Origin of the sequence: Prosthecomicrobium sp. N25 (assembly GCF_037203705.1) — a bacterium.
Classification (GTDB): Bacteria; Pseudomonadota; Alphaproteobacteria; order Rhizobiales; family Ancalomicrobiaceae; genus Prosthecodimorpha.
Genome location: NZ_JBBCAT010000001.1, coordinates 2887582 through 2900320, shown reverse-complemented (window position 1 = coordinate 2900320; position 12739 = coordinate 2887582). Strand labels below are relative to the sequence as shown.

Genomic DNA, 12739 nt, shown 5'->3' with positions numbered 1-12739 from the left:
TTCTCCCGGCGGTATCGCCTCAGCCCGGCAATTGGGTGAGGCCGAAGGGGGTCTCGTTCGCGGGCCGCGCCGCGGCGGCATAGCGCGCGAGCGGCCCGAGGGTGACGAGGGTGGCGAAGAGGAGGACGAGCTCGATCTGGTAGACCGCGGCATAGCCGGCGGACGGGCTCGTCACGGCGGGGCCGAGCCGGCCGGCGACGGCCATCCCGGCGACCAGGTCGCGGACGAAGCCGCCCGCCGCGATGGCGGTGCCGGCGGCGGTCGCCTGCGCGGCGCCCCAGGCCCCGAGCGCGAGGCCGGTCCGGCCGGTCCGCTCCAGGTCCATCGCCGCGGTGAGCGTGCCGACCGAGAAGAATCCGCCGCCGAAGCCGATGAGGAGCGTCCCCGCCCGGAAGAGGGCGGGCGACTCCAGCGGCGCGGCGAGCGCCACGGCCGCGAAGGCGGGCAGGCCCGCGACGGCGCCGATGGCGGCGAGCCGGCACGGATCGAAGCCGCGCCCGAGCACCCGTGCGGCGATCGCGAAGGCGGCGAGCGCCCCGACCGAGAGGATGGCGGTCAGCGCCGAGGTCTCGCCGACGGAGAGGTGGAGCACCTCGCCGCCGTAGGGCTCGAGCACGATGTCCTGCATGGCGAAGCCGGCCGTCCCGAGCCCGACGGCGACCAGGAACCGCTTGGCCTTCGGCTCGGCGAGGAAGACGCGGAAGCTCTCCACGAAGGCCGGGGTTTCCCGGTCGTGGCGGGTGCGCGCCGGGTCGCGGGCCTCCTGCTTCCAGAGCGCCGCGATGTTGAGCGCCATGGTGACGACGGCCGCGCCCTGGATGACCTGGATCAGCCTGAGCTCGCTGAACGTGGCGAGGACGGCGGAGAAGACGGCGCCGCTCAGCACCATGCCGGCGAGCAGCATGACGTACATGAGCGCCACCACGCGCGGCCGGCTCGCCTCCGGGGCTAGGTCGGTGGCGAGCGCGAGGCCCGCCGTCTGGGTCGTCTGCAGGCCGGCCCCGACCAGCAGGAAGGCGAGCGCCGCCCCGATCTGCCCCGCCCAGGCGGGCGCCTCGCCGTCGCCGGAGAGGACCAGCAGCGCGAAGGGCATGATGGCGAGGCCGCCGAACTGCAGGAGCGTGCCGAACCAGATGTAGGGCACGCGCCGCCAGCCGAGATGCGAGCGGTGCGTGTCGGAGCGGAAGCCGACGAGCGCGCGCAGAGGGGCGAAGACGAGCGGCAGGGCTGCGACGATCGCCACGATCGAGGCCGGGACCGACAGTTCGACGATCATCACCCGGTTGAGCGTGCCGACCAGCAGCACCGTCGCCATGCCGACGGAGACCTGGAACAGCGACAGGCGGATCAGGCGGCCGAGCGGCAGGTCCGCCGTCGCCGCGTCGGCGAAGGGGAGGAAGCGAGTGCCGACCCGCGTCCAGAGACCGACCAGGGTCGCCTCGAGCCGTTTCATGAGCGCACGAGCTCCATGGCCTGGCTGATGTAGAAGCCGCGCGAGATCCGGAGCGTGCGCCCGATCCGCCATTGCGAGAGCCGCGGGTCGCCCTCGATCAGCGCACGCAGGCGGGCCTCGGTGACCGGTTCGATGGCCGGCGCCCGGTCGCCGCGCGGGAAGGCCCGTCCGACGAAGTGCATGGCGGCCAGCGCCGGCGTGCGGGGCGCGAAGGTGAACACCACGGACCCCGCCGTCCGGGCCGCGAGGCCGGCGAGCACGCCGACGATGTCGCGGTCCGGGTAGTGGATGAGGCTGTCCATGGCGACCACGTGGTCGAAGAGCCCGGCTGCCGGGTCCAGCATGTCGCCCGGGCGGAACTCGACCGCACCGCCGCCGAGGTCCGACGGCGTGCGCTCCCGGGCGATGCCGACGAGATTGGCCGAGATGTCGATGCCGAGCACCCTGGCGCCGCGCCGGGCGGCCTCGACCGCGAGCGCCCCGGTGCCGCAGCCGGCGTCTAGGACGCGCCGGCCGGAGAGGTCGGCGGGCAGCCAGGAGAGCAGGGTGCGCCGCATGTCGTCCCGCCCGGCCCTCACGGTCGCCCGGATGCCCGATACCGGGGCGTCCGAGGTGAGCCGCTTCCAGGCTTCGTGGGCGGTCCGGTCGAAGTAGGTCTCGAGCTGGCCGCGCCGCTCGGAATAGGTCGCGCTCATGTCAGTCGAAGCCCAGCAGGTCGAAGATCTCTCGGTCCTTCAGGGACCGCGCCGGCTGCGGCTCGCCGCCGGCCCAAAGGATCGCGGCGAGCCGCAGGTATTCCTGCTGCACGGCGATGATCTCCGGGGTCGGATCCATCTCGAAGAGCGTCGCCTTCTTCAGGCGGCTCCGGCGGATGGCGTCGAGGTCGGGCAGGTGGGCGAGCGTGCGGGTGCCCGAGGCGGCGTTGAACCGGTCGATCTGGTCGGTCGCCACCGAGCGGTTGGCGATGACCCCGCCGATGCGGACGCCGTAGTTCTTGGCCTTGGCGTTGATCGCCTGGACGATTCGGTTCATCGCGAAGATCGAATCGAAGTCGTTGGCGGCGACGATCAGGGCCCGCTCGGCATGCTGGAGGGGCGAAGCGAAGCCCCCGCACACGACGTCCCCGAGCACGTCGAAGATGACGACGTCGGTGTCCTCGAGAAGGTGATGCTCCTTCAGGAGCTTCACGGTCTGGCCGACGACGTAGCCGCCGCAGCCCGTGCCCGCCGGCGGCCCGCCGGCCTCGACGCACATGACCCCGTTGTAGCCTTCGAACACGAAGTCGGAGACGCGGAGCTCCTCGGTGTGGAAGTTCACGCTCTCCAGCACGTCGATGACCGTCGGCATGAGGCACTTGGTCAGCGTGAAGGTCGAGTCGTGCTTCGGGTCGCATCCGATCTGCAGGACGCGCTTGCCGAGCTTCGAGAAGGCGACCGACAGGTTCGACGAGGTCGTCGACTTGCCGATTCCGCCCTTGCCGTAGACGGCGAACACCTTGGCGGTGCCGACGTCGATCCGCTGGTCCATCTGGACCTGCACGCTGCCGTCCCCGTCCGGACGTTTGGCGATGCGATTGATGATGGGCATGTGATTCATGAAGGTCCCCTCTCGATCCTCATGCGGCCACGTCGACCGAGACGCCTTCGAGCCGGTCCTCGAGCGCGTCGCCGGCCTCCCGGAGCGCCGCGAGGGTCTCCTCGTCGGGCGTCCAGTAGCTGCGCTCGTGCGCTTCGATGAGACGCCCGGCGACCCGGGCTGCGGCGGTCGGGTTCAGGCTCGCCAGCCGCTCGCGCATGGCCGGATCGAGCACAAAGGTGCGGGTGATCTCGCGGTAGACCCAGGGGGCGACCTGGCCGGTGGTGGCCGACCAGCCGAGCGTGTTGGTGACGTGGGCCTCGATCTGCCGCACGCCTTCGTAGCCGTGCTTCAGCATGCCCTCGTACCACTTCTCGTTCAGGATCCGGGTCCGGCTCTCCAGGGCGACCTGCTCGGACAGCGTGCGTACCGTCCCCTCGCCGCGCGTCTGGTCGCCGATGTAGACGGGCAGGGCCGCGCCGCGGGCCCGCTTGGCGGCCCGGGTCACGCCGCCGAGCGTGTCCACGTACTGGTCGAGCGTGGTCACGCCGAGCTCGACGGATTCGAGGTTCTGGTAGGCGAGGTCGACCCGCGACAGGATCGAGTCGAGGAGCGCGGCCTGCTTCACCGGCGCGCCCGAGCGGCCGTAGGCGAAGCATTTCCGGCGCGTGTAGGTCTCGGCGAGCTCGTCCTCGCCGGTCCAGCCGCCATGCTCGATCAGTTGGTTGACGTTCGCCCCGTAGGCGCCGTCCGCGTTCGAGAAGACCCTGAGCGACGCCGTCTCCAGGTCGAAGCCCTTCTCGGCCTGGGTGCCCAGGACGTGCTTGCGCACGAAGTTGCGGGTCACCGGCTCCTCGGCCGTGCCGGCCAGGTAGGAGGCCTCGGCGAGCATCCGCGTCTGCAGGGGCAGGAGGTCGCGGAAGATGCCCGAGATGGTCATGACGACGTCGACGCGCGGGTGGTCGAGTTCGTCGAGCGGGACGAGGGCGGCGCCGCAGACCCGGCCGTAGCTGTCGAAGCGCGGCCGCGCGCCCATCAGGGCGAGCGCCTGGGCGATCGGACCGCCCTCGGTCTTCATGTTGTCGGTGCCCCACAGCACGAGGGCGACCGATTCGGGGAAGGGATGGCCGTCGGCGACGTGCCGGGCGAGCAGGCGGGCGGCCTGGCGGGCGCCGTCGCGCAGCGCGAAGGCGCTCGGGATGCGGAACGGGTCGAAGCCGTGCAGGTTGCGCCCCGTGGGCAGGATCGCGGGCGTGCGCAGCAGGTCGCCGGAGGGCGCCGGACGGATGTAGCGGCCGTCGAGCGCGGCGAGGATCGCCGTCAGCTCCGTGTCGCGGGCGAGCAGCCGGTCGGTCGCCTGCAGCTCGGCGAGGATCCCGGCCGTGCCGGCGTCCGCCGAGACGTCGAGCGGGGCGCTGCCGTCGACGATCGCCTCCACGGCGGGACGGTCGAGCCGGACGCCGTGCACCGCCTCGGCCATGGAGAGGAGCGTGTCGACGCGCGCGGCCGGGCCGGCCGGTTCGCCGACGATGTGCAGGCCGTGCGGGATCATCGTGTATTCGAGTTCGTAGACGGCGGCGGCCAGGGTCGCGATGCGCGCCTCTGCCTCCTCCGGGCCCCAGGCCGGTTCCGCGGCGGCGAGGTCGACGACCGCCGCCTGCGCCTGCACGAGCGCCGCGACCTGCCCGCGGTCCTCCGCGTCCGGGTCGAGATGCCGCCAGCCGTCGATCGAGGCCTTGAGGTCGAGAAGACCGCGGTAGAGGCCCGCATAGGCGATCGGCGGGGTCAGGTAGGAGACCAGGGTGGCGGCCGCGCGCCGCTTGGCGATGGCGCCCTCGGTCGGGTTGTTGGCGGCGTAGAGGTAGAGGTTCGGCAGGTCGCCGATGAGCCGGTCCGGCCAGCACTTGGCGGTCATGCCGGCCTGCTTGCCCGGCATGAACTCCAGGGCGCCGTGGGTGCCGAAATGCAGCACCGCGTCCGCGCCGAAGTCCTCGCGCAGGTAGCGGTAGAAGGCCGAGAAGGCGTGGGTGGGCGAGAAGCTCCGCTCGAACAGGAGGCGCATCGGATCGCCTTCGACGCCGAAGGCCGGCTGCACCCCGACGAGCACGTTGCCGAACTGGGCGCCGAGCACGAAGATGGACTGCCCGTCCGTCTGGTGCCGCCCCGGCGCCGGCCCCCAGGCCGTCTCGATCTCCTTGAGGTGCCGCTCGCGGCGCACGTGGTCGGCAGTCGGGATGCGGGCGAGCACGTTGGCGGTGGCGCCGTAGATGCGGGCGTTGCCCTCGATGATCCGGTCGCGCAGGGCGTCGACGGACGCGGGCAGCTCGACCCGGTAGCCGTCGGAGGCGAGGCCCTTCAGCGTGTTGAAGAGCGATTCGAAGACCGACAGAAACGCGGCCGTACCGGTCGCGCCGGCATTGGGCGGGAAGTTGAACAGGACGACCGCGACCTTGCGCTCCGCCCGGGCCTTGCGCCGCAACTGCACCAGCCGGTCGACGCGGGCGGCCAGCATGGCGGCGCGCTCGGCATGCACGCTCATCGACCGAGACGAGCGTCCGCCCTCCGCCTCGGCGCGGCCCCCGAAGACCATCGGTCCGGTCGCGCCGTCGAGCTCGGGAATCGCGACCATGATGGTCGCCTCGATCGGCAGCAGGCCCCGCTCGGAGTCCTGCCACTGCTCGATGGTCTGGAACTCCACCGGGTGCGCGGCCAGGTAGGGCACGTCGAGCGCGGCGAGCGTCTCCTCGGCGGCGCGGGCATCGTTGTAGGCGGGCCCGCCGACGAGGCTGAAGCCGGTCAGCGACACGACCGCATCGACCACCGGCCGGCCGCCGGCCATGAAGAAGCGCTCGATCGCCGGGCGCGCGTCGAGGCCGCTGGCGAAGGCCGGGATGGCCCGGAGGCCCCGCGCCTCGATGGCCGCGATGACCCCGTCGTAATGGGCCGCGTTGCCTGCGATCACGTAGGACCGCATGACCAGGACGCCGACGGTCCCCTGGGGCTTGGCGGGGGCGGGCAGCCGGGCCGCGTCCTCGCCGAAGCGGCCGGGCAGGCGCGGATGGTAGACGCCGACCTCCGGATACTCGACGGGCGCCTCGGCGGTGATGGCCTGGCGCAGTCCCTTCCGGGTGCCGTCCGCATAGCGGGAGACCAGCAGGCGGACGAGGTTGACGAGGTTGTCCTCGGAGCCGGCGAGCCAGTACTGGAGGGCCAGGAAGTAGGCGCGCACGTCCTGCGCGGTGCCCGGAATGTACTTCAGGAGCTTCGGCAGACGGCGCAGCATCTTCATCTGCTCGGCGCCTGCCGAGGCCGCCCCGCCAGAGCCCTTGGCCCCGCGCAGCCGCTTCAGGAGCGCCAGCGGGCCGCTCGCCGGCTCGGCCATGGAGAAGCGCCCCATGCGGGTCAGCCGGGCGATCTCGGGCGCCGACATGCAGCACACCAGGGCGTCGCAGGTTTCGCGGCGGGCCTCCAGGGCCGGCATGATGGCGCGGATGTGGTCCTCCATGAACAGCATGGAGGCGAAGACGATGTCGGCGCGGTCCACAGCCCGCCGGGCTGCGTCCAATTCCGCCGGATCGTCCCACTCCGCGGCGGCGTGCAGGCTGAACGCGAGGCCCGGCAGCTCCGCGCGCAGGCGATCCGCGGCGCGCTCCGCCACGCTCGAGAGGTGGCAGTCGAGCGTCACGATCGCGATCCGGATCGGCGTCGGATCAGCGGCCGAAATGCGCTTTCGCATCGTACAGCGTCTCCACGGTGATCAGGGCGATGCCTCGCGTTCCCGCGTAGGCCTCGGTGTTGCGTCGCGCCTTGCCGCGCACGAAGAAGGGCACCTTGCGGAGCTCCTTTTCGGCATCGAGCGTCCAGGGAACGGGGGAGCCGGCGGCGGGCGCCGCGGCGGCCGGGGATTCGGTCGCCTGGACCTCGGCCGGGGCGGCCGGGGCCGGCGCATGGCCGAGGTGGGACGGCGCGCGGCCTTCGCCGAACTCGAAGTCGTCCCGGAACATCGTGACGAGGTGCTCCTCGAGCCCCATCATCAGCGGGTGGACCCAGGTGTCGAAGAGGACGTTGGCACCCTCGAAGCCCATCTGGGGCGAGGTGCGGGCCGGGAAGTCCTGGACGTGGACGGGCGCCGAGATCACCGCGGCCGGAATGCCGAGCCGCTTGGCGATGTGGCGCTCCATCTGGGAGCCGAGGACGAGTTCGGGCTGGAGCGACGCCACATGGGCCTCGACGTCCAGGTAGTCGTCCGTGATCAGGGCCTCGATGCCGTAGCCGGCCGCCGCGGCGCGCACCTCCCGGGCGAACTCGCGGCTGTAGGTGCCGAGGCCCACCACCTCGAACCCCAGCTCCCGGGAGGCGACCCGGGCCGCCGCGATCGCATGCGTGGCGTCGCCGAAGACGAAGACGCGCTTGCCGGTCAGGTAGGTTGAGTCGACGGAGCGCGCGTACCAGGGCAGCCGCGTCTGCTCCCGGCCGAAGCTCTTGTCGATTCCCGCCAGCGTCTTCACCTCGGCGATGAAGTCGCGGGTCGCCCCGACGCCGATTGGCACGACCGTGGTCATCGGCTGGCCGAACGTGCGCTTCAGCCAGTCGGCCGTGCGCTGCGCGATCTCGGGGTAGAGGACCACGTTGAAGTCGGCCTCGCCGAGCCGGGCGATGTCGGCGGCGGTGGCGCCGAGCGGCGCGACGACGCGGACCTCGATGCCGAGCCGCTCCAGGATCCGCCGGACCTCGGGCACGTCGTCCCGGTTGCGGAAGCCGAGCGCCGTGGCGCCGAGGATGTTGCAGCTCGGCGGCCGGGAGGAGACGGACGCCGAGCGCTCCGCCCGGGCGCCGGGAGCCGCCAGGGCGCGAACGAGCTGGAGGAAGGTTTCCGCCGCGCCCCAGTTCTCCTTCTTCTGGTAGGCGGGCAATTCGAGCGGCACGACCGGGATCGGCAGGGCGAGCGCGCGGGCGAGGCCGCCGGGATCGTCCTGGATCAGCTCCGCCGTGCAGGAGGCGCCGACCAGCATGACGTCCGGCCGGAACCGCTCGTAGGCCTGCCGGGCCGCGGTCTTGAACAGCTCCGCGGTGTCGCCGCCGAGGTCGCGCGCCTGGAAGGTCGAGTAGGTGACCGGCGGGCGCGAGTCGCGGCGCTCGATCATCGTGAAGAGCAGGTCCGCGTAGGTGTCTCCCTGCGGGGCGTGCAGCACGTAGTGGACGCCGGTCATCGAGGCGGCGATCCGCATCGCGCCGACATGCGGGGGGCCTTCGTAGGTCCAGAGGGTGAGCTGCATCTCACACCTCCAGGAGCGCGCGGCGGCGCAGCGGCCGGGCGAAGAGGTCGGCGAGGTCGCCGGCCTGCTCGTAGCCCTGGGTCGGCGAAAACAGGAGCTCGATCGACCACTTGGTTGCGAAGCCCTCGGCCTCCAGCGGGTTGGCGAGGCCGAGGCCGCAGACGGTCAGGTCGGGACGGGCCGCGCGGCAGCGGTCGAGCTGTAGGTCGACGTCCTGGCCCTCGACGATCCGGGCGGCGGCCGGCAGCATGTCGAGCTCGGCGGCGAGGTGCTGGCGGTGGAGGTAGGGCGTCCCGACCTCGACCGGCTCCATGCCGCATTCCCGCGCGAGGAAGCGGGCGAGCGGCACCTCGAGCTGGCTGTCGGGGAAGAAGAACACCCGCTTGCCGGCGAGGTCCGCGCCCCGGCGTGCCACCGCGGCCTGCGCCCTGGCCCGTCCGGGCCCGGTTACCGCGTCGAACCGACCCCGGTCGACCCCGAAGGCCTGGGCGGCGGCGCGCAGCCAGGCGGTCGTGCCTTCGGCGCCGAACGGGAAGGGGGCGGGCAGGAGCCGCGCGCCGCGCCCCTCGAGGAGGCGGGCGGTCTCGGCGAGATAGGGCTGGGCGAGCAGCATGCGGGTCCCGGCCCCGACGGCCGGCAGGCTGCGCCCCTGGCGGGGCGGCAGGAAGCGGACGTCGGCGATGCCGAGGCCGGCGAACAGGGTCCGGAACTGGTCCTCGACCACATCCGCCAGGGCGCCGACCACGAGCAGCGACGGCGCGGCGCCTGCCGCCTCCCGGGGCATCTCGTGGACGAGGCCGGCGAGGCAGTTGTCCTCGCCCTGCGTGAAGGTCGTCTCGATGCCGCTGCCCGAATAGGAGAGGACGCGGCACTCCGGCATGAACCGGGTCGAGAGCCGGGCGGCGGCCCGCGACAGGTCGAGCTTGATGACCTCCGACGGGCAGGACCCGACCAGGAACAGCAGGCGGATGTCGGGCCGGCGCTCGACCAGGCGGCCGACCACGCGGTCGAGCTCGTCGTCGAGGTCGGCGAGGCCGGCGAGATCGCGCTCGTCGATGATGGCGGTCGCGAAGCGCGGCTCGGCGAAGATCATGACGCCGGCGGCCGACTGGACGAGGTGGGCGCAGGTGCGGGAGCCGACGACCAGGAAGAACGCGTCCTGGATCTTGCGGTGCATCCACACGATCGAGGTCAGCCCGCAGAAGACCTCGCGCTGCCCGCGCTCCTGCCGCACGTCGCGGCAGCCGGGGCCCGTCCCGTGATCGAGGAAAGCCGCGTCGCTCATCGCGCACCCTCCGTCACGAGGGTGCCGGGCGCCTCGAGCCGCGCACGGCGGAGCTTCCAGAGGAACTGGGCGGCGTTGACGACGTAGCTGGCGTAGGCGGCGAGCGCGAGCAGCAGCTGGTCGGTGAGCGACAGCGCGCCGGTCAGCAGGGCTGCCAGGTAGCCGGTATGCAGCGCGAGCACCAGCATGCTGACCACGTCCTCCCAGAAGAAGGCCGGGGCGAACAGCCAGCGCCCGAACACGTCGCGCTCCCAGATCGAGCCCGTGACCATGATGGCGTAGAGGACGAGCGTCTTGAGGACGACGGAAGCGGTCGCGGCGGCGGCGCCCTCTCCGGTCAGCAGCGTGCGGAGCACCAGTGCCAGGCTGACCGCGAAGACCGCGAACTGGAGCGGTGCCAGGATCCCCTGCACCAGCGTCCAGGGCGAGGCGTCGCGGCGCCGTCTTTCCTCTGCCGTGTAGAGGCCCGACGTCTGACCGGACCCGGCGTGCTGACTGCGCATGACGCTCTACCTCCCTGATCGGAGGCTACCTGAGCGAAACGAGTTGTCAATCTAGCTTGACGTAAATCCGGTGAGACACTCAGGCTTTTCAAGTTACCTTATGGTCAGGTAAGGGGAATTGCGGATCAATCATTTCCAGCCCGGAAACGATCCGGTCCATTCTTTCGCAATTCGTGCCCAAGGCCACGTTGACGCATTGTCAATCGAGGCTGACGCTAGAAGCACGCGACGGGTGACGCCGTGGCGAAGGGAAGGGGACCCCATGGATGGCCTTGAACAGGCCACCGATGTGACGGGTACCTCCGGGAGGGGTAATGCCTGCGACTGCTTCGGACCGCATGAAGGTGCGGACCGACCCGGCCGCAACGGAAGCGGCGGCGATTTCGAGGAGTACATCAAGCTCGCTCGGATGGTAGAAGGGGAAGTAATCCCTCGTTTGCTGCTGTCTCACAAGGCTGACGCTCGCCGGTTGCGATCGCCGGAATCATCGGTGCTGCGACTCGACAACGCAAGAGTCGAGGAGTTTGCCCGGATCGTCATCACCGATGAGGTGGAGACGGCCGAAGCTTATCTCGAAAATCTCATGAACTCCGGGATGTCCTCGGAGTCTCTGCTGGCGGATTTGCTCGGGCCTACGGCCCGGCGGCTGGGTGAGTACTGGCTCGAGGACGACTGCAGCTTCTTCGACGTGACGATGGGGCTCTGCCGTCTGCACCAGATCCTGCGGGACTTCGGTCGAGATCACGTGGAGGGCCTGCCCTCCGCCGATCCCTCGCCCAGAGCCCTGCTGGCGCCGGCACCGGGAGAGCAGCACACCTTCGGCCTCCTCATGGTCGAGGAGCACTTCCGCCGGGGAGGGTGGGATCCCTTCCTGGTCGAGGACGGCGACCCCTCGCGGATTGTCCGTGCCGCGCGAGAAGATTGGTTCGCGATCGCGGGCTTCTCCATGAGTTCGGAACGGTATCGGGCGCAGCTCGCCGATCTGATCGCAGAGGTGAAGGCGGCGTCGCGGAACCCGGATCTGGTCGTCATGGTTGGCGGGCAGTGGTTCAACGCCGACATCGGCCGGGTCGCCGATGTAGGAGCCGACATCTCGGCTGTTGACGGGCGACAAGCGATCGTTCAGATACGTAGCATGTTGCGTCCCGCTGACGCGAGGAGGCGACTAGCCACATAGTCATTGGGCACCACGCGAAGGGCGCCATCATGGAGGCAGCGGTCTCGAAAAGCAGAACGGGCCGGTTTGCGTCTCCGGATGCCTGGCTCGCTCAGCTTGCGCCCACGGCCGCCGCGGATCTGATCGCCGCGTCGGCCGACCTCGCCTTCTTCCTGGATTCGAGCGGCGTCATCCGCGACGTCGCCATCGGCTCCGAGGACCTGGCCATCGAAGACGTGATGGGTCGCCCTTGGGTCGATATCGTGGCCGAGGACAGCCGTGACAAGGTGACGCGTCTCCTGGATGAATCGCGCGGCGGGCGCGTGGCCCGCTGGCGCGAGGTGAACCTCGCCCAGGAGGGCGGCGACGTCCCCATCCGCTTCATCGCCATGGGCATCGAGGGGTCGGGCGCGATCGCGCTCGGCCGCGACCTCCGGGGCCTCGGCCGTCTCCAGCAGAAGATGGTCGACCTGCAGCGGTCCGTGGACCGCCAGTACCAGCGCCTGCGCGGCGCCGAGACGCGCTATCGCCTGCTCTTCCAGATGTCCTCAGAGGCCGTCCTGATCGTCGACGCCGGGTCCCGGCGCATCGCCGAGGCGAACGGCGCGGCCGCGATCCTGCTCGGCGTGCCGTCGAACCGCATGGTCGGCAAGTCGCTCGAGGACCTCTTCAGCGCCGCCTCGGCGACCCTTCTTGAGGAGGCTGTGGCCTCTGCGCGCGCGGTCGGCCGCGCGGACCCCGCCCGACTGAGGCCGGCCTCCGACCAGCCTGAGGTCGTCGCGTCCTTTTCGGCCTTTCGCCAGGACGGCGGCACCTACCTGCTGGCGCGACTGTCGCCGCCGGACGGATCCGTCGCCCCGGACGGCGTCAACCGCATGGTTCCCGGCCAGGCGCTGGAGATCCTGCGCGGCTTCCCCGAAGCCTTCGTGATGATCGACCTCGACCGCCGGATCGTCGAGGCGAATGAGAGCTTCCTCGCGCTCGCCGAAGTGGCGAGTCTCGACCAGGCCCGCGGCCAGCGCCTGGACCGCTGGCTCGGCCGGCCCGGCGTCGACGTCGACCTCGTGGTGTCGAATCTCAAGGAGCACGGAGCGATCCGCGACTTCTCCACCATCCTTCGGGGCGAATACGGGGCCCAGGAGGAAGTCGAGATCACAGCGGTGGCCGCCCCGACCGGTCCCGTGCCCTGCTACAGCCTGCTGATCCGGTCGCTCCCCGAGCACCGGCCCATCTCCACGCCGCGCGAATCCGACCTGACGCGGTCGGTCGGGCAGCTCACCGAGCTCGTCGGCCGGGTGTCCCTGAAGGAACTCGTCCGCGAGACGACCGATCTCGTCGAGCAGATGTGCATCCAGGCGGCGCTGAACCTGACCGGCGACAACCGCGCCTCCGCCGCCCAGATCCTCGGCCTGTCCCGTCAGGGGCTTTATGCCAAGCTGCGCCGGTACGGCATCGGCGATCTGGGCGCCGACGACGGCGCGGCCGACTGAA

Annotated in this window: 9 protein-coding genes; 2 read left to right on the top strand and 7 right to left on the bottom strand. The window is 71.2% G+C overall.

Annotation, left to right across the window (positions count from 1 at the left end; all coding sequences use genetic code 11):
• Positions 1–19: 19 nt before the first annotated feature.
• The 7 genes from WBG79_RS13175 to bchF are packed head-to-tail and all read right to left on the bottom strand — an operon-like array spanning position 20 to position 10092.
• On the bottom strand, positions 20–1453 hold the full coding sequence (locus WBG79_RS13175) for a BCD family MFS transporter (RefSeq protein WP_337357559.1): 1434 nt from the start codon (positions 1451–1453) through the stop codon (positions 20–22).
• Positions 1450–2148 (bottom strand): magnesium protoporphyrin IX methyltransferase, encoded by a 699-nt coding sequence (gene bchM, locus WBG79_RS13170; RefSeq protein WP_337357558.1) that lies wholly within the window; start codon positions 2146–2148, stop codon positions 1450–1452. The genes WBG79_RS13175 and bchM overlap by 4 nt, the downstream gene beginning before the upstream one ends.
• 1 nt (position 2149) lies before the next feature.
• Positions 2150–3040: a ferredoxin:protochlorophyllide reductase (ATP-dependent) iron-sulfur ATP-binding protein gene (gene bchL, locus WBG79_RS13165; RefSeq protein ID WP_443147454.1), complete on the bottom strand. Its 891-nt coding sequence runs from the start codon at positions 3038–3040 to the stop codon at positions 2150–2152.
• A 28-nt stretch (positions 3041–3068) separates the two neighbouring features.
• Complete coding sequence (locus WBG79_RS13160; RefSeq protein WP_337357556.1) at positions 3069–6764, bottom strand: magnesium chelatase subunit H; 3696 nt, start codon at positions 6762–6764, stop codon at positions 3069–3071.
• Positions 6739–8304: a ferredoxin:protochlorophyllide reductase (ATP-dependent) subunit B gene (gene bchB, locus WBG79_RS13155; RefSeq protein WP_337357555.1), complete on the bottom strand. Its 1566-nt coding sequence runs from the start codon at positions 8302–8304 to the stop codon at positions 6739–6741. The genes WBG79_RS13160 and bchB overlap by 26 nt, the downstream gene beginning before the upstream one ends.
• Position 8305: 1 nt before the next feature.
• Positions 8306–9589: a ferredoxin:protochlorophyllide reductase (ATP-dependent) subunit N gene (locus WBG79_RS13150; protein WP_337357554.1), complete on the bottom strand. Its 1284-nt coding sequence runs from the start codon at positions 9587–9589 to the stop codon at positions 8306–8308.
• Entirely contained in the window at positions 9586–10092 is a 507-nt protein-coding gene (gene bchF / locus WBG79_RS13145; protein ID WP_337357553.1) for a 2-vinyl bacteriochlorophyllide hydratase, read from the bottom strand. The genes WBG79_RS13150 and bchF overlap by 4 nt, the downstream gene beginning before the upstream one ends.
• 262 nt (positions 10093–10354) lie before the next feature.
• On the opposite strand from bchF, the gene WBG79_RS13140 reads away from it, so the two are divergent.
• Complete coding sequence (locus WBG79_RS13140; RefSeq protein WP_337357552.1) at positions 10355–11269, top strand: cobalamin B12-binding domain-containing protein; 915 nt, start codon at positions 10355–10357, stop codon at positions 11267–11269.
• Between the two features lie 29 nt (positions 11270–11298).
• Positions 11299–12738 carry a transcriptional regulator PpsR gene (gene ppsR / locus WBG79_RS13135; protein ID WP_337357551.1) on the top strand — a complete coding sequence of 480 codons (1440 nt, stop codon included), beginning with the start codon at positions 11299–11301 and terminating at the stop codon, positions 12736–12738.
• Position 12739 lies beyond the last annotated feature (1 nt).

Bases quoted from the DNA above. Each gene is read 5' to 3' on its own strand.
- bchF (WP_337357553.1), bottom strand. From the start codon at position 10,092: ATGCGCAGTCAGCACGCCGGGTCCGGTCAGACGTCGGGCCTCTACACG.
- WBG79_RS13150 (WP_337357554.1), bottom strand. From the start codon at position 9,589: ATGAGCGACGCGGCTTTCCTCGATCACGGGACGGGCCCCGGCTGCCGC.
- bchB (WP_337357555.1), bottom strand. From the start codon at position 8,304: ATGCAGCTCACCCTCTGGACCTACGAAGGCCCCCCGCATGTCGGCGCG.
- WBG79_RS13160 (WP_337357556.1), bottom strand. From the start codon at position 6,764: ATGCGAAAGCGCATTTCGGCCGCTGATCCGACGCCGATCCGGATCGCG.
- WBG79_RS13175 (WP_337357559.1), bottom strand. From the start codon at position 1,453: ATGAAACGGCTCGAGGCGACCCTGGTCGGTCTCTGGACGCGGGTCGGC.
- WBG79_RS13140 (WP_337357552.1), top strand. From the start codon at position 10,355: ATGGATGGCCTTGAACAGGCCACCGATGTGACGGGTACCTCCGGGAGG.
- bchL (WP_443147454.1), bottom strand. From the start codon at position 3,040: ATGCCCATCATCAATCGCATCGCCAAACGTCCGGACGGGGACGGCAGC.
- ppsR (WP_337357551.1), top strand. From the start codon at position 11,299: ATGGAGGCAGCGGTCTCGAAAAGCAGAACGGGCCGGTTTGCGTCTCCG.
- bchM (WP_337357558.1), bottom strand. From the start codon at position 2,148: ATGAGCGCGACCTATTCCGAGCGGCGCGGCCAGCTCGAGACCTACTTC.